Here is a 16,485-nt window from a genome sequence, read left to right on the forward strand (position 1 = left end):
CTTTGTTTTAGCGCATGATCTTCATCCTAAAAGTCCGCGACTTTTCGGGATCATGCTCTAGCGTAAAGCGCCCTTGGCGTTCTGCCGGGACTCCACCGCGATCTGCAGCAGGGTGCCGTGCGCCAGGGCGACGGCAAGGTCGGGCCGCCGCCTGGTCTGCAGCACCGTATCGTGCAGTCTGGACAGGATGCGGGCCAGCCCGCGGCTGGTCCATCGCCCCAGCGCCTGTTCGACCAGCCGCCGACGGCTGAAAAAGACGGGTGGTTTTGCGGCAGCGACGGCGGAGGCGGCATTCGTCCCGTTCCTCTCCATCGCCACGCGCATGAGTTGAAGCGCCTGGAGCTGCCGCTGCATCGACGAAAGAACCGCATAGGCCTGGCTGGAGCCGAGTGCCTGGCGCGCGAAGGCCGCATCGAAGGCCTGGAGATTGCCCTCCAGAACGGCGTCCACGGCCTCGTCCACGGAAATTGACGAGACATCGCCGGTCAGCGCGCGGACGTCCTCCACCGATATGCTGCCGGTGCCGAGTGCATAAAGCGCCAGCTTGGCGACCTCGCCGCGGCTGGCCATGCGATCGCCGCCGAGATTGCGGCGCAGCAGCGCGCGAGCCTCCGGATCGATCGACAGGCCGGCCTTGCGCAGCTCGTCGTCGATGACCGCGTCGACCGAGCGGGCGTCGTCGGCATAGCAAGGCAGTGCTATGCCGGCAGCCGCCGACTCCACCGCCGCCCGCAGGCCGGTCCCTTTCTTGAGGTCGCCTGCCTCGATCAGCAGGACGGCGTCGGCGAGCGGGGACGCACACAACGCCTTCACGTCTTCGGCAAAAGTCTTCTGGCCCTGCGCATTGCGCACCCACAACAGCCGGCGTCCGGCAAACATCGGGATCGTGTTGGCCTCGTCGAGAAGCCGGCCGGGATCCTTGTCGAGCTCGGCGGCGTCGAGACGAACGACCGAGAAGGGGTCGTCCAGTGCAATCCCCGTGTTTTGAGCGAAACGGCGCGCCCGCTCGCTGACCAGGCCGCGGTCGGGGCCGTAGATGAGGACGACGGGCGTCTCCTGGCGCGGCCGGGCGAGCCACGCATCGACTTCATGGGCTTTCAGCTGTGCCATGCGCCTGGGGTTAGCATGGTTACGAATGGGGCGAAACGGCGTCGAGCATCATGGCCGCGGGGACGCGGCCGGCAGCCGTATCGCCGCCGCGACCAGTGCCTGACCCATGGCCGATTGCGGCGCGGCGATCACGCGACGGGCGTCGCCGGTCTCGACGATGCGTCCGCCGTCCATCACGGCGATGCGGTGGGCGAAGCTGCGGGCGACGGCGACGTCATGGGTGATGAACAGATAGGCGATCTGCCGGTCCTGACGCAGACCGGCGAGCAGGTCCAGGATGTCGGCGCGCACGGAGACGTCGAGAGCCGAAACCGCCTCGTCGAGCACGATCAGCTCCGGCCGCGTGGCAATGGCGCGGGCAATCGCCACGCGCTGCCGCTGCCCGCCCGAGATCTCGTGGATACGCCGCTCTCGCAAGGCGCGGGAGAGGCCGACTTCCTCCAACAGGGCGTCGATCGCAGCCGGGCGTCCGGATCGAGGAACGAGGCCGTGGATACGCAGGGGGTCGTCGAGCACGCGCTCGACCGTGGCGCGCGGGTTGAAGGCGGCGAGCGGATCCTGGAACACCATCTGAACTCTGGGCCGCAGGCGGCGCAACGGGGCGCCGCGTAGCGCAAGCAGGTCTATTCTGTCGAAGAACAGGCTGCCTGCGTCCGGCTCGACGAGCCGCATGACCACGCGGGCGAGCGTCGACTTGCCGCTGCCGGACGGGCCGACCAGCGCCAGCGTCTCGCCGCGCGCCAGCGAGAAATCGACGCCGTCCAGTGCGGCCAGGCGGTTCTCGCCCCGCCTGAAGGTCTTTCGCAGCCCGGTGGCAGCCAGCAGGAGTTCGGTCATGCCCGACCCTCGCCGGGAGATGCCGGATCGTCGAGCGGCAGGCAGGAGGCAAGCAGCGCGCGTGTGTAATCGGCCTGCGGTTCCAGGATGATCCCGGTGGCGGTGCCGGTTTCGACGACCGCCCCATCCTTCAGCACGACGATGCGGTCGGCGATCGACGCGGCGAGGGCGATGTCGTGCGTGACGATCAGCAGCGCCATGCCGGTGTCGCGCACCAGCGTGTCGATCAGCCTGACGATCCCGGCCTGGACGATGGTGTCGAGCGCGCTGGTCGGCTCGTCGGCGATCAGCAGGGCCGGCTCGGCCGCGATGGCGGCGGCGATGCCGACGCGCTGCTTCTGGCCGCCGGAGAGCTGGTGCGGATAGGCATGCAGCAGGTTGTCCGGATCGGGCAGGCGGACCCGGCCGAACAATCCTGCGGCACGGCTCATGGCGGAGCGGCGGTCGAGGCCGAGATGGACTTCGACGACCTCGGCGACCTGACGACCCACCGGCACGACCGAGTCGAGGGTTCCCGCCGGGTCCTGGAAGACGAAGCCGACATCCTTGCCGTTGCGTGGCGGCTGCGACAGGCCGGGCCAGGACAGTGAGCCGCCGACCCGCGCGTCGCGCGGCAGCAGGCCGGCGATCGCCAGCGCCAAAGAGCTCTTGCCCGAGCCGCTCTCGCCGATGACGGCGACGCGCTCGCCGGCACCGATCGTCAGGTCGATGCCGGCCAGCGCCTCGCCTGCCGCGGATGCATAACGCACGCGCAGCCCGGCGATTTCCAGCAGCGGCGTCACGACAGGCTCCTGCGCGTCGCCGAAGCCTCGACCACGCCTTCGCTGACGAGATAGACGCCGAGCACCGACAGCACCAGCGCGATGCCGGGGATGATGGAGAGGAAGGGTGCCGAGCGCAGCACGGCGCGGCCCTCGGCAATCATGCCGCCCCAGGTCACGCGGTTGGGGTCGCCCAGGCCGAGGAAGGACAGCGAGGCCTCGATCAGGATGGCGCCGGCGACGATGACCGAGCTCAGCGCCAGCACCGGCGGCAGGGCATTGGGCAGCACCTCGCGCAGGGCGATCTCGACCGGATGCATGCCGACGATGCGGGCGCCGGCGACGAAATCGCGCTCGCGGATGGACAGGATCTCGGCGCGGGCGATGCGGGCCGGTCCGGTCCAGGCTCCGAGGGCGATGGCGCCCACCACGGTGGCCAGCGACGGGCCGGCGACGCTGACGAAGGCCAGCGCCAGCAGGAAGCCGGGAACGGTCTGGAAGGCGTCGGTGATGCGCATGAGCACATCATCGGTCAGGCCGCTGGCGAAGCCGGCCGCAGTCCCGACAAGCGAGCCGGCAACGATTGCGGCGGAGGCGGCGGCCAGCCCGACGGCGAGCGAGGTGCGGGCGCCGTGGAAGAGGCCGGCGAGCACGTCGCGGCCGAGCCTGTCCGTGCCGAGCGGCAGCGACCAGTCCTGGAACGGCGGGGTCAGCGGCCGCCCGGCGATCGACAGCGGATCGGCCGGGAACAGGAGCGGGGCGACAAGCGCCATCACCGCGAGCGCGGACACGATCGCCGCGCCGGCAAGCGCCTCGGGCGAGTGCAGGAAGCGTCGCAAGGTCATGCCGCCTCGCCGGCGCCGACGCGCGGGTCGAGCACGGCATAGAGGATGTCGACCGCCAGGTTGATGAGAACCACCAGCACGGCGCTGACCAGGATGATGCCGAGCAGCAGCGGCGTGTCGCGGCCGGCCACCGCCTCCTGCGCCAGCCGGCCGAGCCCGGGAACCGAAAACAGGCTTTCGATGACGACGCTGCCGCCGAGCATCGCCGCAGATTGCAGGCCGAGCATGGTGACCAGCGGCAGCAGCGCGTTGCGCGCCACATGGCCGATGACGATGCGGCGGCGCGGCAGGCCGCGGGCGCGGGCGGCGAGCACGAAATCCATGCGCCAGGCCTCCGCCATGCCGGCGCGCATGACCCGCAGGTAGAGCGCCAGGTAGATGAGGCCGAGGCTGGCGACGGGAAGGACCAGATGCCGACCGATGTCGAGGGCGCGGTCCAGCCCCTGCTTGCCCGACGCGATGGTCTCGATGCCGCTCACCGGGAACCAGCGCAGTTGCACGGAAAACAACACCGTCAGCACGAGGCCGAGCCAGAAACCGGGCACGGCATAGAGGGCGAGCGAGCCGATCGACAGCAGGCGATCCCGAAAACTGCCCGGGCGTGAGCCGGCAAGGATTCCGAGCAGCGAGCCGAGTGAAAACGATAGCGCCGTGGCGCTGCCCATCAGCAGCAGCGTGTTGGGCAGCCGCTCCAGCACCACGTTGAGCACCGGCCGCGAAAAGGTGACGGAACGGCCGAGATCGAGCTGCGCGAGCGACCAGACATAGAGGCCGAAGCGGGCGAGCGGCGAGCGGTCGAGACCCCAGGCCTTTCTGAGCTCCTCGATCATGCCGGCATCGCCGCCGGTCGACACGACATAGGCGTCCACCGCATCCCCCGGTGCTGCCTCGAGCAGGAAGAAGCCGCCGACAATGACGATCGCCAGGACCGCGACGGCGCCCACAAGGCGGCGCAGGATGACGGCGCGGACGCGGTTCATGAGGGCGCTCACCTCAGGAATTCAGCATCCGCGACGCCGGTATGCAAGCATTTGTCACAGATTACGCACCGAGCCAGGTGTCCGCCCAGTTGGAGACCACCCAGCGCGGATTGTTGGCGATGTTGCCGACCGATTCGTGCGCGACGCTGACGAAACCCCATTCGGCGACGTTGATCAGCGGCAGGTCCTCGGCGACGAGCTTCTGGAATTCGCGATAAAGGGCGATGCGGGCCTCCGGATCGATCGTCTCCGACGCTTTGGCGATGAGGGCGTCGATGGCCTCGTTCCTGTAGCCGCCCTGGTTGGAGAAGGGCACGCCGTCCGGCAAGCCGCTCTGCACGAGGATTGTGGTGGAGATCGCCGGATCGACGCGGAAGACCGGCGGGGCCACCGCAAGATCGAAGGCATGGTCGGTGTAGACGGCCTTCTGATGCGCTGCGGCGTCGTTGTTGACGATCTCGGCATCGATGCCGACCACGGCGAGCGCCTGGCGCAGATAGTCGCCGAACTGCCGCGTCTCGTTGAAATAGGGGGCCGGCAGCAGCTTCAGCGAGAAGCGCTTGCCGTCGCCGCCGCGCGGATAGCCGGCCTCTTCGAGCAGCGCATCGGCCCTGGCGGGATCGAAGGCGTAGAGCGGCACCTCGTCGGTATAGAAGGTCTTGCTGTTGAGCGGCACCGGGCCGGTCGAGGCGGTGGCGTAGCCGAGGAAGATGGTGTCGACGACGAACTTCCTGTCGATCGCATGGGCGATGGCCTGGCGGACCTTGCGGTCGGCGAGTTCCTTGCGGCGGTGGTTGATCTCGACGACGAGCTGATAGGTGAGATCCTCATAGCCGCGCGACACCACCTTGAGGCCGGGGACCTCGGCGATGCGAGCGAGGTCGGCGAGCGGCACGGCCGAGAAGGCGGCAAGATGGATCTCCTCCGCCTCGAGCGCGCCGGCGGCGGCGGCGCGATCGGGCAGGACGCGGTAGACGATCTCGTCGAGAAGCGGCAGGTCCTTGTCCCAATAGGACGCATTCCGCTCCAGCCGGTAATATTCGCCAGGCTTGTGCTCGGCGAAGCGGAACGGGCCGGTGCCGATCGGCGCGGTGTTGGCCGGGTTGTCGGCGATCTCGCCCTGCTCGTAGACATGCTTCGGCAGCACGCTGGTCAGCGGCGGCAGAGCGTTGCGGATGAGCTGGAACGGCGTCGGCTTGGAGAAGCGGAAGACGGCGGTATGCTCGTCCGGCGTGTCCACCGACTCCAGGTCCTTGAAGACGACGCGGCCGAGATTCTGCAGCGGCTTCCATACGTTGAGCGCCGAGAAGGCGACATCGGCCGAGGTGAAGGGTTTTCCGTCGTGCCAGGTGACGCCCTCGCGCAGCCGGAAGGTGACGGACAATCCGTCGTCGGAACCTTCCCAGCTCGTCGCCAGCCGCGGGACCAGACCGTCGGCGCCGTCAAAGGAGGCTTCGGCGAGCGGCTCCACCACCTTGCTCGCCACGAAGAACACGCCGTTGGAGGCGACCATCGCCGGATTGAGGTTGCGCGGCTCCGAATCGGCGGCGACGATCAGGCGCCCACCCTTCTTCGGCGTCTCCTGCGCCCGCAGATGGGCCGGCAAGGCGGTGGAGGCGAGCAGCGCGGCCGAGCCGGACAGCAGCGAACGTCTCGAGAGCGGGAGAAGGGGCATCGTGGCGGTCCTTGCTGGGCGGTTCGTCTGCGTCAATTAGCCAGAATAGCCCGGCCGCCCACAAGGGGCGAGAACGGAAATGTCGTTGAGGCAGCCGCGGCAGGAACGCGGTTGCGCACGCGGGACGGCCCGATCAGCGGACAACGTGCCTGTCCGGCTCCAGCAACCGCCTTCCGGCAGCGTCACGCAGCATAAGGTCGCCGAGCGCCACGAAAGAAGGATTGGCGAAATCGGCTTGGCCGGGCCGGTTGCGATTGCCATAGGTGAGCGGAATGCCGTCGACGGTCATGGTCATGCCGCCGGCAGCCCGCAGGATGGCGTCGCCGGCGGCCGTGTCCCATTCCATGGTGCGGCCGAAACGCGGGTAGAGATCGGCCTCGCCGCAGGCGACCAGGCAGAATTTCAGCGACGAGCCGCGCGACACCAGCGCCTCGACGTCGAAGCGCTTCAGCCATTCGATGGTGTCCTCGGCGCAGTTGACGCGGCTGCCGACGACAGCCAGGCGCGTCGGCGCAGGGCGGGTGACGATGCGGCGCAGCGGCCCGGCAAGGCCGTGCTCGACGTCGGCGCGCCAGGCCTCGTTGCCGGCGGCGGCGAAGACCAGGCCGAGCGCCGGCGCATGGATCATGCCCATGACCGGACGGCCGCCTTCGATCAGGGCGATGTTGACGGTGAACTCGCCGTTGCGCTGGATGAATTCGCGGGTGCCGTCCAGCGGGTCGACCAGGAAGAATCGTTCCGCCGTGCGCGGCACGCGACCGGCGGCTGCTTCCTCCTCGGCGACCACGGGAATGCCGGCGCATTCAGCCGCCAGTCCCCGCAGGATCACGGCCTCGGCGCGATGATCGGCTTCGGTAACCGGCGAGCCGTCGGTCTTGCGGCGGTGGCCGAACGCCCCGTCGGCATAGACCGCCATGATTTCGCGGCCGGCCGCGAGGCCGATGTCGATCAGGGTTTTTGGGGTCACGCGAGAGTGTCCGATCGGGTCCGTTGCTGTCTGCCGCTATAGCATTGCGCACCCGGAAATCCACGAGGATCGCATGCCGGTCGTGAAGCGGGCTCAAGGTTGAGGGATGCGCTATTCGACGCTTTCCTCGATCTTTTCCATGTCGTCGTCGGAAAGGCCGAAATGATGGCCGATCTCGTGGATCAGCACATGGTTGACGATCGAGCCCAGCGTCTCCTCGTTCTCGGCCCAATAATCGAGGATGGCGCGGCGGTAGAGCGTCACCCGGTTCGGACCTTCGCCGGTCGCCGGGTTCCAGCGTTCGGCGATGCCGCGGCCCTCGAACAGGCCGAGCAGGTCGAACGGCGTTTCCAGCGAGAGGTCGTCCATGATCTCCTCGGTGGGGAATTCGGCGATCTGGATGATCACCTCGCCCGTCAGCTTGCGGAATTCTTGCGGAAGATGCGCATAGGCCTCCAGCGCCAGAAGCTCGAATTCCTCCATGGAGGGCGAAAGCTGGTCATGCCAGGCGCGGGTCTGATAGATGCGGGCCATTTCCTGTCCTTTCGGGCGCATATAGCCTTTTGGCCCGCGGGTTTCGAGGCTTTTGCGCGGGAACCGGAGAAAAGCGCCAGCCCAGAGGAATAAATTCTTGCAGAGTCTGCTTGACTCCCGGGAGGCGCTCTGGAATCTATTAGAACATAACAGGAACAATGTCGGTCGGAAGTTTATCGTCATGGCAGCGCATGCCGTGGCGCAGGATCTCGTTCGCACCCTGCGCCATCAAATCGCGAAGATCGAGGGACGTCTGGCCGAACGCCTCGACGAGCGGCAGGAGGCGGCTTCTCAGGAGCTGGATGCCACAGGCGGCAAGGACATGCTCCCCATCGGCGTGCAGCGCCTGGATGCGGCCCTCGGCGGCGGACTTCCCGCCAGCGGCCTTGCCGAAATCCACGGCCATGCCAGCCGCGATGCCGGCGCGGCCGCCGGTTTCGCGCTGGCGCTCGTGCGCCTGCTGGCGCAGGAGAAGGGCGTCCGGCCCCTGCTCTGGGTCGGCACGGCGGACATCTTCCGGGAGGCGGGCCGGCCCTATGCGCCGGGGCTGACCGCACGTTTCGGCCTGTCGCCGGAAAACCTTCTCGTCGCCGAAGCCGAAAAGCTCACCGACGTGCTGTGGATCGCCGAGGAGGCCGCGCGTCTCGATGCCTTCCAGGCCGTCCTGCTCGAAATCCGCGGCAATCCGCCGGTGCTCGACCTCACCGCGACGCGGCGCCTGCACCGGCGCGCCCTGCTTGCCGGGCTGCCGCTCTTCCTCGTCCGCGCCGCCGGCGAACCGGAACCGACGGCGGCACCGCTGCGCCTCACCGTCGCGGCGGCGCCGGCGGCACCGCGGCTTACCCTGGCGGGCCCTCTCGCCGGCTCGATCGGCCCGCCGGCCTTCCGGGTGACGATCGGCAAGAGCCGGACCGCAATTCACGCCGCCTTCACCCTGGAGTGGATCGATGATGCCTTTCGCGAAAGACGGAAGCACTCCGCAACGGATACTGTCCCTGTGGTTCCCCTACCTCCCCGCGGACCGGCTGTTGCGGCAGCGGCTGGGAAAGGCCTGGCGGGCGCAGGGGCACGGCGGGACGCAGCCGCTGGTGTTCAGCCGGCTGGAGAGCAATACGCGGCGCATCGCCGCCTTCGACGCACGGGCTAGGGAGCTGAAGCTCAGGATCGGCATGGGCATCGCCGAGGCGCGCGCCATCCATCCGGCGATCGAGGTCGTCGAGGCGGATGGCGCGGCCGACCGGCGGCTGCTCGAAAGCCTTGCCGATTGGTGCGACCGCTACACCCCGCTGGTGGCACTCGACGACGAGGACGGGCTGTTCCTCGACATCACCGGCTGCGCGCATCTGTTCGGCGGCGAGCGCGCCATGCTGGACGACCTGCTCGGCCGCTTCTTCCATCAGGGTTTCGACGTGCGCGCCGGCCTTGCCTCGACGGCCGGGGCTGCCTGGGCGGCGGCGCGCTTCGGCGGTGCCACGGTGGTCGGGCCCGGCGAGGAGGAGGACCTGCTGGCGCCCTTGCCGCTGGCGGCGCTGCGGCTGGAACCGGAGACGCGCGCCCTTCTCGAAAGCGTCGGGCTGCGCACCTCGGGCGCCATCATGGCCGCGCCGCGGGCGCCGCTGGTGCGCCGGTTCGGCAAAAAGGTGGTGCTGAGGCTCGACCAGGCGCTGGGGCGGGTGCAGGAAACCATCTCGCCGCGGCTGCCGGTTCCATCGCTCTCGGCCGAGCGGCCGCTCGCCGAGCCGATCGGCCTGCTGGACGACATCGAGATGATGGTGGCGCTGCTGGCAAGGCAGTTGAAGAGGGATCTGGAGCGGCGCGGCGAAGGCGCCGAGCGGCTGCAGCTGCATCTGTTCCGGGTCGACGGGGCCGTGAGCCGGATCATGGTGGGCAGTTCGCGCCCGCTGCGCGAACCCGGGCTGATCCAGAGACTCTTCCACGAAAAATTGACTGCGCTCGCAACGGACATCGACGCGGGTTTCGGTTTCGACCTGATCAGGCTGTGCGTGCTGGCGGCGGCACGCCTCGATCCCGCACAGGCCGATCTCGACGGGACCATGGCGGACGCCGCCGGCGACATCGCGCTTTTCGCCGACCGGGTGCGCGCCAAGCTCGGCGACGAGGCCATCCGCAGGCCGCGCCTCGTGGAAAGCCATCTTCCGGAGCGGGCAGCGGCGGCAGTTCCCTTCTCCAGCCTGCCCGATGATGCAAGAACGGCGATCCGTCAGCCGGCTGTCGGAAAGGAGCGCCCGCTCCGCGTCTTCGACCAGCCCGAACATGTCGAGATCACCGCTGCCGAGGTGCCGGAGGGACCGCCGCTGCGGTTCCGCTGGCGACGGGTGTCCTATCGCGTGGTGCGCGCGGAGGGACCGGAGCGCATCGCGCCGGAATGGTGGCGCGAGGCGGAGAAGAGCGAGACGCGCGACTATTTCCGCATTGAGGACGAGGAGGGCCGCCGCTACTGGCTCTATCGGCAGGGTCTTTACGGTGCGACGACAGCGCCGCGCTGGTTCATGCAGGGGATCTTCGCATGAGCACGCAGCCTGCAAGGTCTCATCAGCCGGCTTCGCCGCATTATGTCGAGTTCGGCGTGCAGTCGAATTTTTCCTTCCTGCGCGGCGCGTCCAGCCCGGAGGAGCTGGTGGTCGCGGCATGCGCTCTCGGACACGCCGGCATGGGGCTTGCCGACCGCAACTCCGTCGCCGGCGTGGTCCGCGCCTGGAGCCGGTCGAAACTCATCAAGCTGTCGGAAGAGGACGAACCGGTTTCACTGGCTTATCATCCCGGCTGCCGGCTGGTTTTCGGGGACGGCACGCCGGACATCCTTGCCTATCCGCAGGATCGGGAGGGTTGGGGACATCTCTGCCGCCTGCTCACCCAGGCGAACATGCGCGAGGAAAATCCGAAAGGCGCGACGCTCCTCGAACTGGGCGATCTGCTCGAATGGGGCGACCGGATGTCGCTTGCAGTGCTGCCCGACCTGTCGCCCGCAGCCGATGATCCGCTTGCGCTGCTTCGCCGGCTCAAGGCGCGCTTCGCCAGCAATTTTTGGCTGGCCGTCGCTCCCGACTATGGCGGTGACGATCGATTCCGGATCGAGCAGGCTGCGGCAATTGCGGCATCGGCGGGGCTTCGGCTGATGGCGACGAACGACGTGCTCTATCACTCGGCCAGCCGGCGCCCGCTGCAGGATGCGCTGACCGCCATAAGGCTCAATGTCCCGATCGGCGAGGCCGGCTTCGCGCTTTCCGCCAATGCCGAACGCCACATGAAGCCGCCGGCCGAGATGGCACGCCTGTTCCGCCGCTATCCCGAGGCCCTGGCCGAAACGCTGCGGTTCGCGCAAAGCCTGTCCTTTTCTCTGAAGGAACTGCAGCACAATTACCCGGAAGAGACCACCGAGGAGGGAGTAGACCCGCAAACCGAACTGGAAAGATTGACCTGGGAGGGAGCAGGGAAACGCTATCCCGACGGTGTTCCGGACAAGGTCGCCGGCCTGATACGGCATGAGCTGGGGATCGTCGGCGAAAAGAAATATGCCCGGTATTTTCTGACTGTCCGCGACATCGTCCGGTTTGCCCGCGAGGAAGCCAAGGTGCTTTGCCAAGGGCGCGGCTCGGCGGCGAATTCAGTCATCTGCTATTGTCTCGGCATCACCGAGGTGAACCCCAACCTAACGGAGGTTCTGTTCGAGCGCTTCGTGTCGACGGAACGCGACGAACCGCCCGACATCGACGTCGATTTCGAACACGAGCGGCGCGACGAGATCATCGCCTACATCTACAGGAAATACAGCGAGAAACGCACCGCCCTTGCGGCTGCCGTGGTCTGCTATCGCGGCCGCTCGGCCATGCGCGAGGTCGCCAAGGCCATGGGCCTGTCCGACGACGTGCGCGGCGCGCTGTCGGGATCGATCTGGGGCTGGTCGTCGTCCGAGCTCGGCGACAAGGAGGCGAAGGCCGGCGGCCTCGACAGGGCCGAGCCGTTGACCCGGCACGTGATCGCGCGCGCCAACGAGATCATGGGCTTCCCGCGCCATCTCTCACAGCATGTCGGCGGCTTCGTCATCACCCGGGACCGGCTCGACGAGATCGTGCCCATCGTCAAGACGGCGATGGAGGAACGCAAGATGGTCGAATGGGACAAGGACGATCTCGACGCGGTCGGTATCCTCAAGGTCGACGTGCTGGCGCTCGGCATGCTGACCTGCCTCAAGCGAGCCTTTGCCCTGCTCGAGGAACATTACCGGTTGCGCGACCGCCATGGCCGGCTGCTGACGCTCGACACCATGCCCAAGGAGGACCCGCGCGTCTACGACATGATCTGCCGGGCCGATACGCTGGGCGTGTTCCAGATCGAGTCGCGGGCCCAGATGTCCATGCTCCCGCGGCTGCGGCCGCGAAAATTCTACGATCTGGTCATCGAGGTGGCGATCGTCCGCCCCGGTCCGATCCAGGGCGACATGGTGCATCCCTATCTGCGGCGGCGGATGGGCATCGAGAAGGTGGATTATCCGAGCCCGGAGCTGAAGAAGATCCTTGTCCGGACTTTGGGCGTGCCGCTGTTTCAGGAACAGGCGATGAAGATCGCCATCGACGCCGGCGGCTTCTCTCCGGGCGAGGCGGATCAATTGCGCCGTGCGATGGCGACCTTCAAGCGCAATGGGACGATCGAGGAGTATGAAGCCCGAATGATCGAGGGGATGATCAAGAACGGCTACTCCAGGGATTTTGCACAGCGCTGCTTCAACCAGATAAAGGGCTTTGGCGATTACGGCTTTCCCGAGAGCCATGCGGCGTCTTTCGCGCTGCTCGTCTATGCCTCCTGCTGGTTCAAGACCTTCTATCCGGACGTCTTCTGCGCCGCGATCCTGAACTCGCAGCCGATGGGCTTTTACCGGCCTGCCCAGCTGGTGCGCGATGCGGAGGATCATGGCGTCGAGGTGAGGCCCGTCGACGTCAATCTTTCGGACTGGAGCTGCACGCTGGAGCGGGCCCGCTTCGATCCCGCGCGCATCATCGCCCGCCATGTCGAGATGCGCCGCGTGATCAGGACCATGAATGCCGTCCGCCTCGGCTTCAACCAGGTCAAGGGGTTGTCCGAGGATCGGATGGAGCGATTCCTCGACAGGCGCGGGAGCGGCTATGAATCGGTGCGCGACGTGTGGCTGCGTTCCGGGCTCCATATCGAGGAGATCGAGAAGCTGGCACAGGCCGATGCGTTCGGGTCGCTCGGCCTCGACCGGCGCGCCGCTCTATGGGCGGTGCGGGCGCTCGACGGCAGGAGCGCGGCCGAACGGCTGCCCCTGTTCGACCGGCCGGAAATCCGGCTGGTCGACAACGAACCCAAAACCGTGCTGCCGGTCATGCCCGTCGGCGAACATGTGGTCCACGACTACCGTTCGCTCGGTCTGTCGCTGAAGGCCCATCCGGTTTCATTCCTGCGCCGGCGTCTCGACCGGGCCGGCATCGTGCCCAATGAAAGGCTTGCGGCGGTGGAGAATGGCAGGCGCGTCTCCGTCGCCGGGCTGGTGCTGGTGCGTCAGCGGCCCGGCAAGGGCAATGCCATCTTCCTCACCCTGGAGGACGAGAAGGCGGTCGCCAACATCATCATCTGGGCACGCGAGTTCGAGCGGTTCCGGCCGGTCGTCATGGGCTCGAAATTCATCCGCGTCACCGGCAAGCTGCAGTCGGAGTCGGGAGTCGTCCACATCGTCGCCGAGCGCATGGAGGACCTGTCTTCCTGGCTCGGCCTGCTGCTCGAAGGACCCGAAACGGGCTCTCCCCCTCCGGCTGCGGACCATGTCCATGCTCCCGAGGACAGGCCACGAGCCCCGCCAAACCCCGCAAGATCGAAAACGCCGAGAATGATGGTGCAGGAGGTGCAGAAGGTCATGCCGAAGGGACGCAATTTTCAATAGAGCATTTCCTGTTTTCGAAGCGACGGAACTGCTCTTCCCCTTGTCTTTCGCAATTCGGGCGGAAATCCCGCCGGAGTTGCTCCGGCAGCGCGAGCGGGAAGGCCAACCATTCCGTCGCCTGCCAATGCCTGCCGCATTTACACTGAACGGAAGGAGGTGTCCGTCAAGAGAGGGCTCAGGGTTCTTTTCGCGGCCCATCGTCTTCGGACAGCGTCCGCGCCTCCGAGGGCAGCATCACCGGGATGCCGTCGCGAATGGGATAAGCGAGCTTCGCCGCGCGCGAGACGAGTTCGTCATGCTCCGCGTCGAAGCGCAGCGGGCCCTTGGTGAGCGGGCAGACCAGAAGCTCCAGAAGCTTTGGATCGATCCTGTTCCTGTCCGTCTCCTCGCGCATCCGTCCCGGCCCATCTATTGCAGGCTGGAGCCGAAATCGTCGTTCTCGCGCGCCAGCGTCATCTCGGTGATGGCGATAAGCGTGTCGGCGCGCGTCTTCAGATCCGGTGCCTCGAGCAGCGCCTGCTTCTCGGCCATGCCGTAGGGCGCCATCATCGACAGCGCATTCACCAGCATCGCATTGTCGGCGCGGCTGACGCTCTCCCAGTCGGCTTCCAGATCGTTCGCCTGGAGATAGGCGCGAAACGCCTTCAGGAGTGCCGGGCGATTGACGTCGCCGCCGCCCTGGTCCTCGGCGAGATCACCGATGAAGGGTGCGATGCGGCACTGGCGGAACGGCGTCTTCACCGGCAGCTCCTGCAGGATCCTGTAGCGGCAGATGCCCTGCAGCGAGATCATGTAGCGGCCGTCGCCGGTTTCGGTGAGCGAGATGATGCGCCCCAGGCAACCGACTTCGCAGAGTTCCGGCTCGCCGTCCTCGCGCTTGCTCCCGTCGAGCGCCGGCTGCACCATGCCGACGATGCGCTCGCCGCGCATCGAATCATCGATCAGCTGCAGGTAACGCGGCTCGAAAATGTTGAGGGGCATGCGGCCGCCGGGCAGCAGCAGGGCTTCCGACAGCGGAAACACCGGTACCATCGTCGGCACGTCGGAGGCGGTTCGGTAATTGGCGTTTCCCGCCTGCATCCATCTCCTCCGTTGCCATCCGCTTCCTTAAAGCGGAATGCGATCAGGTTGAACCGGCATCCCGCTCCACCTTTTTGTCTTGCCGCATGATCTTTGTCCGAAAAGTCTGCAGCTTTTCGGGATCATGCCCTAATCTGGAGCGCCGGCCTTCATTCGCAAGGCCGGCTCCACGAGACTCTCCGACGATCAGGAAAACAGCATCGAAGAGAGCTTTCTGCGGGTCGCCAGTGTGACCTCGTCCATCAAGCCCCACGCGTCGAAGAACTGCAGCAGCTGGGCACGCGCGGCGTCGTCGTTCCATGTCCGATCGGCCTTGACGATGGCGAGCAGATTGTCGGCCGCCTCTGTACGCTTGCCGAGCGCGTTCTGGATCATGGCGAGATCGAAGCGCGCCTGATGATCCTTCGGATTCTCGGCGAGCCGGCGCTCGAGCTCCGCGGAGTCGCCCAGTTCGGCGGCCTGCGCGGCCAACGCGATCTTGGCGCGTACCGCCGCAACCGCGGGCGCGTCCTTCTTGTCCTCCGGCACGCCAGCCAGCAGCTCCTCAGCGCCGGCGCGGTCGCCGGTCTCGAGCAGCAGATCGGCAAGTCCGCCGAGCGCCTCGACATTGTCGGGTTGCTCGGCAAGAACGGCCTCCAACAGGCCGGCGGCCGTCTGCAGGTCTCCTGCCTCGCGGGCCTGCGCGGCGGCGGCAAGCGCCTCGGCGATCTGCGGACCCGCGCCCTTGCCGGCGACACGGTCGATGAATTCGCGGATCTGGGTTTCGGGAACGGCGCCCATGAAACCGTCGACCGGCTGGCCGTTCTTGAAGGCGATGACCGCCGGGATCGACTGGATGCCGAGCTGGCCGGCAACGGAGGGATGCTCGTCGATGTTCATCTTGACGAGCTTGACCTTGCCGCCGGAGGCGCGGACGACCTTTTCCAGGGCCGGGGCGAGCTGCTTGCAGGGGCCGCACCAGGGCGCCCAGAAATCCACCAGAACCGGTTGCTTGCGCGATTCCTGCAGCACGTCGGTGGCGAAACTCGCCGTCGTCGTGTCCTTGATCGCGGTCGCGGCCGCCTGGGCATCGGCGTCGGGCTGCGTGCCGAACTGGACGCTAGCCGAATAGGGGCTGGCCGCGCTTGCGTAGGGATTGTGCTCGTTGCTCATCTGTGTTCGTCGTCCGCCCTGTCTCTGGCGCCAAAAGCCGGTTTGCCCAGCATGTGGCTATCCCGCCGTCACTTTCAAGATGGCAGCCTCGTGGCCGGTCGCCTGCACGAAGCGCAGCAGGTCGCCGCTTGCAATCGTCGTCGTTGCCTCGTTGGTCAACGGATGGGCGTTGACCAACGCATTGCGCATGAGCGACTCGTCCAATACGGCGCGGACCCGGCGGCCGTCATCGTTGATCAGACCGAATACCGTGACCGCCCCGGGCACGACGCCCAAAAACCCCATCAGCGCTTCGGGCCTGCCGAACGACACCCGGCCGGCAGCGCCGATCAGATGGTGAATCTGCTTGAGGTCGACCTCGGCCTCCTCGTCCACCGTGACCAGGAAGTAATTGTCCTTCTTGTCCTTGAGGAACAGGTTTTTCGTGTGGGCGCCGGCGATCTCGCCGCGCAGGGCCCGGGAGTCCGCCACGGTGAACAGCGGCGGGTGCTCCTTCGTCACCACAGCGATGCCGAGCTTATCCAGGAAGGCAAAAAGCTCGGCGGGGGTCTTCGGCATGATCGGGCTCGGGTTCGGCTGAAGCCTTGCTTATGGCCAATGCGCGAAGCCGAAACAAGCCTTCCGCTG

15 protein-coding genes are annotated in these 16,485 nt (G+C 67.1%); 3 read left to right on the forward strand and 12 right to left on the reverse strand.

The features are described from left to right. Positions 1–57: 57 nt before the first annotated feature. The 8 genes from holA to C7I84_RS21230 all read right to left on the reverse strand — a co-directional run bounded on the left by holA (position 58) and on the right by C7I84_RS21230 (position 7,709). Positions 58–1,110: a DNA polymerase III subunit delta gene (gene holA, locus C7I84_RS21195; RefSeq protein WP_106774218.1), complete on the reverse strand. Its 1,053-nt coding sequence runs from the start codon at positions 1,108–1,110 to the stop codon at positions 58–60. Positions 1,111–1,158: 48 nt separating this feature from the next. Continuing rightward, on the reverse strand, positions 1,159–1,947 hold the full coding sequence (locus C7I84_RS21200) for an ATP-binding cassette domain-containing protein (protein WP_106774219.1): 789 nt from the start codon (positions 1,945–1,947) through the stop codon (positions 1,159–1,161). After that, positions 1,944–2,729 carry an ATP-binding cassette domain-containing protein gene (locus tag C7I84_RS21205; protein WP_106774220.1) on the reverse strand — a complete coding sequence of 262 codons (786 nt, stop codon included), beginning with the start codon at positions 2,727–2,729 and terminating at the stop codon, positions 1,944–1,946. The genes C7I84_RS21200 and C7I84_RS21205 overlap by 4 nt, the downstream gene beginning before the upstream one ends. After that, entirely contained in the window at positions 2,726–3,553 is an 828-nt protein-coding gene (locus C7I84_RS21210; RefSeq protein WP_106774221.1) for an ABC transporter permease, read from the reverse strand. The genes C7I84_RS21205 and C7I84_RS21210 overlap by 4 nt, the downstream gene beginning before the upstream one ends. Continuing rightward, positions 3,550–4,533, reverse strand: coding sequence for an ABC transporter permease (locus C7I84_RS21215; protein ID WP_106774222.1), 984 nt, complete (start codon positions 4,531–4,533; stop codon positions 3,550–3,552). The genes C7I84_RS21210 and C7I84_RS21215 overlap by 4 nt, the downstream gene beginning before the upstream one ends. A 61-nt stretch (positions 4,534–4,594) precedes the next feature. Further along, positions 4,595–6,208, reverse strand: coding sequence for an ABC transporter substrate-binding protein (locus C7I84_RS21220; RefSeq protein ID WP_106774223.1), 1,614 nt, complete (start codon positions 6,206–6,208; stop codon positions 4,595–4,597). A gap of 133 nt (positions 6,209–6,341) precedes the next feature. Continuing rightward, on the reverse strand, positions 6,342–7,175 hold the full coding sequence (gene cysQ, locus C7I84_RS21225) for a 3'(2'),5'-bisphosphate nucleotidase CysQ (RefSeq protein ID WP_280954227.1): 834 nt from the start codon (positions 7,173–7,175) through the stop codon (positions 6,342–6,344). A 111-nt stretch (positions 7,176–7,286) separates the two neighbouring features. After that, positions 7,287–7,709 (reverse strand): metallopeptidase family protein, encoded by a 423-nt coding sequence (locus tag C7I84_RS21230; protein ID WP_106774224.1) that lies wholly within the window; start codon positions 7,707–7,709, stop codon positions 7,287–7,289. A 181-nt stretch (positions 7,710–7,890) separates the two neighbouring features. Between C7I84_RS21230 and C7I84_RS30670 the strand changes: the two genes are divergently transcribed. Genes C7I84_RS30670 through C7I84_RS21245 form a run of 3 tightly spaced genes read left to right on the forward strand, consistent with a single transcriptional unit; the run spans position 7,891 to position 13,626 of the window. Further along, positions 7,891–8,856, forward strand: coding sequence for an ImuA family protein (locus tag C7I84_RS30670; protein WP_245428530.1), 966 nt, complete (start codon positions 7,891–7,893; stop codon positions 8,854–8,856). Continuing rightward, positions 8,738–10,240, forward strand: coding sequence for a Y-family DNA polymerase (locus C7I84_RS21240; RefSeq protein WP_425351371.1), 1,503 nt, complete (start codon positions 8,738–8,740; stop codon positions 10,238–10,240). Before C7I84_RS30670 ends, C7I84_RS21240 begins: the two co-directional genes overlap by 119 nt. After that, positions 10,237–13,626: an error-prone DNA polymerase gene (locus C7I84_RS21245; RefSeq protein WP_106774227.1), complete on the forward strand. Its 3,390-nt coding sequence runs from the start codon at positions 10,237–10,239 to the stop codon at positions 13,624–13,626. Before C7I84_RS21240 ends, C7I84_RS21245 begins: the two co-directional genes overlap by 4 nt. A gap of 175 nt (positions 13,627–13,801) precedes the next feature. Here the strand turns inward: C7I84_RS21245 and C7I84_RS21250 are convergent, their stop codons facing one another. From C7I84_RS21250 to C7I84_RS21265, 4 genes are all read right to left on the reverse strand, one after another. Further along, on the reverse strand, positions 13,802–14,020 hold the full coding sequence (locus C7I84_RS21250; RefSeq protein WP_207771049.1) for a Trm112 family protein: 219 nt from the start codon (positions 14,018–14,020) through the stop codon (positions 13,802–13,804). 14 nt (positions 14,021–14,034) lie between these two features. Further along, positions 14,035–14,706, reverse strand: a complete 672-nt coding sequence (locus C7I84_RS21255) for an LON peptidase substrate-binding domain-containing protein (RefSeq protein WP_106774228.1) — start codon at positions 14,704–14,706, stop codon at positions 14,035–14,037. A gap of 186 nt (positions 14,707–14,892) precedes the next feature. Continuing rightward, complete coding sequence (gene trxA / locus C7I84_RS21260) at positions 14,893–15,858, reverse strand: thioredoxin (RefSeq protein WP_106774229.1); 966 nt, start codon at positions 15,856–15,858, stop codon at positions 14,893–14,895. Positions 15,859–15,915: 57 nt separating this feature from the next. Then, on the reverse strand, positions 15,916–16,416 hold the full coding sequence (locus tag C7I84_RS21265) for a prolyl-tRNA synthetase associated domain-containing protein (RefSeq protein ID WP_106774230.1): 501 nt from the start codon (positions 16,414–16,416) through the stop codon (positions 15,916–15,918). Positions 16,417–16,485 lie beyond the last annotated feature (69 nt).

This window comes from Kumtagia ephedrae (assembly GCF_003012745.1).
Taxonomy (GTDB): domain Bacteria; phylum Pseudomonadota; class Alphaproteobacteria; order Rhizobiales; family Rhizobiaceae; genus Kumtagia; species Kumtagia ephedrae.

Coding starts and splice junctions, on each gene's coding strand:
- C7I84_RS21220 (WP_106774223.1), bottom strand. CDS start 6,208: ATGCCCCTTCTCCCGCTCTCGAGACGTTCGCTGCTGTCCGGCTCGGCC.
- trxA (WP_106774229.1), bottom strand. CDS start 15,858: ATGAGCAACGAGCACAATCCCTACGCAAGCGCGGCCAGCCCCTATTCG.
- C7I84_RS21245 (WP_106774227.1), top strand. CDS start 10,237: ATGAGCACGCAGCCTGCAAGGTCTCATCAGCCGGCTTCGCCGCATTAT.
- C7I84_RS21210 (WP_106774221.1), bottom strand. CDS start 3,553: ATGACCTTGCGACGCTTCCTGCACTCGCCCGAGGCGCTTGCCGGCGCG.
- C7I84_RS21230 (WP_106774224.1), bottom strand. CDS start 7,709: ATGGCCCGCATCTATCAGACCCGCGCCTGGCATGACCAGCTTTCGCCC.
- holA (WP_106774218.1), bottom strand. CDS start 1,110: ATGGCACAGCTGAAAGCCCATGAAGTCGATGCGTGGCTCGCCCGGCCG.
- C7I84_RS21265 (WP_106774230.1), bottom strand. CDS start 16,416: ATGCCGAAGACCCCCGCCGAGCTTTTTGCCTTCCTGGATAAGCTCGGC.
- C7I84_RS21215 (WP_106774222.1), bottom strand. CDS start 4,533: ATGAACCGCGTCCGCGCCGTCATCCTGCGCCGCCTTGTGGGCGCCGTC.
- C7I84_RS30670 (WP_245428530.1), top strand. CDS start 7,891: ATGGCAGCGCATGCCGTGGCGCAGGATCTCGTTCGCACCCTGCGCCAT.
- C7I84_RS21255 (WP_106774228.1), bottom strand. CDS start 14,706: ATGCAGGCGGGAAACGCCAATTACCGAACCGCCTCCGACGTGCCGACG.
- C7I84_RS21250 (WP_207771049.1), bottom strand. CDS start 14,020: ATGCGCGAGGAGACGGACAGGAACAGGATCGATCCAAAGCTTCTGGAG.
- C7I84_RS21200 (WP_106774219.1), bottom strand. CDS start 1,947: ATGACCGAACTCCTGCTGGCTGCCACCGGGCTGCGAAAGACCTTCAGG.